The sequence below is a fragment of the Natronorubrum marinum genome (assembly GCF_052040125.1).
Classification (GTDB): Archaea; Halobacteriota; Halobacteria; order Halobacteriales; family Natrialbaceae; genus Natronorubrum.
Genome location: NZ_JBPPFV010000008.1, coordinates 1 through 1,554 on the forward strand (window position 1 = coordinate 1; position 1,554 = coordinate 1,554).

A 1,554-nucleotide genomic window follows, 5' to 3' on the forward strand; every position below is an offset into this window, starting at 1 on the left:
TGGGTCGATCGAACGTGTACCGCAAACTGCAAAGGTGGGTCAGGCCATCGGCCTGATCCCGGTCTGTGGAGGTGATCCAGCCGCAGATTCCCCTACGGCTACCTTGTTACGACTTAAGCCCCCTTGCGAAGCCCAGATTCGACCTGGGAATCCAGGCCTCATCCGGACCTCACTCGGGTGCTTTGACGGGCGGTGTGTGCAAGGAGCAGGGACGTATTCACCGCGCCCTTCTGAGGCGCGATTACTACCGAATCCAGCTTCATGAGGGCGAGTTTCAGCCCTCAATCCGAACTACGACCACGTTTCGGAGATTAGCGTCCCCTTTCGGGGTTGCATCCCACTGTCGTGGCCATTGTAGCCCGCGTGTCGCCCAGCACATTCGGGGCATACTGACCTACCGTTGCCCGTTCCTTCCTCCAGTTTGGCACTGGCAGTCCTCTTAATGTACCCAGCCACCACAAGGGTGCTGCTGGCAATTAAGGGTGCGGGTCTCGCTCGTTGCCTGACTTAACAGGACGCCTCACGGTACGAGCTGACGGCGGCCATGCACCTCCTCTCAATGGCTCAGGTAAGCTCATCACACTGACCGTCACTGCACATTGTCGATGCTGGTGAGATGTCCGGCGTTGAGTCCAATTAAACCGCAGGCTCCTCCGGTTGTAGTGCTCCCCCGCCAATTCCTTTAAGTTTCATCCTTGCGGACGTACTTCCCAGGCGGTCTGCTTCTCGGCTTCCCTACGACACACCACAGGCTCGTAGCCTGTGGCACATCTAGCAGACATCGTTTACAGCTCGGACTACCCGGGTATCTAATCCGGTTCGTGACCCGAGCTTTCGTCCCTCACCGTCGGATCCGTCCTTCCAGAGCGCTTTCGCCACCGGCGGTCCGTCCAGGATTACGGGATTTCACTCCTACCCCGGACGTACCCTCTGGATCTTCCGGTCCCAAGCCACGCAGTTTCCACCGGACGCCTGCTCGTTAGGCGAGCAGATTTCCCGATAGACTTGCGCGGCCAGCTACGGACGCTTTAGGCCCAATAATAGCGGTCATCACTCGTGCTGCCGGTATTACCGCGGCGGCTGGCACCGGTCTTGCCCAGCACTTATTCCACCACCACCTTACGGTGGTGAAAAGCGAGGACTATATGCCCTCGCACTCGGAGTCCCCTTATCGCACTGGCGTGCAGTGTAAAGGTTTCGCGCCTGCTGCGCCCCGTAGGGCCCGGTATCTTGTCTCAGATACCGTCTCCGGGCTCTTGCTCTCACAACCCGTACCGATTATCGGCACGGTGGGCCGTTACCCCACCGTCTACCTAATCGGCCGCAGCCACATCCTATGGCGCCGGAGCGTTTCGGATTCTCTGCAGTTCCAGCGGGAGAATCGTATCCCAGATTAGCCTCAGTTTCCCGAGGTTGTCTGGATCCATAGGGTAGTTTGGCCACGTGTTACTGAGCTATCTGCTACGAGTCTAAACTCGTACAACTAGCATGGCTAAATCGGACTCCAATAGCAATGACCTCCGGCAGGATCAACCGGAATGCTATATTACTCCC

General features: G+C 58.0%; 1 rRNA gene. It reads right to left on the reverse strand.

Annotation, left to right across the window (positions count from 1 at the left end):
* Positions 1 to 66: 66 nt before the first annotated feature.
* Positions 67 to 1,540: ribosomal RNA gene (locus ACSFC5_RS23310) — 16S ribosomal RNA — on the reverse strand.
* Positions 1,541 to 1,554: the final 14 nt, after the last annotated feature.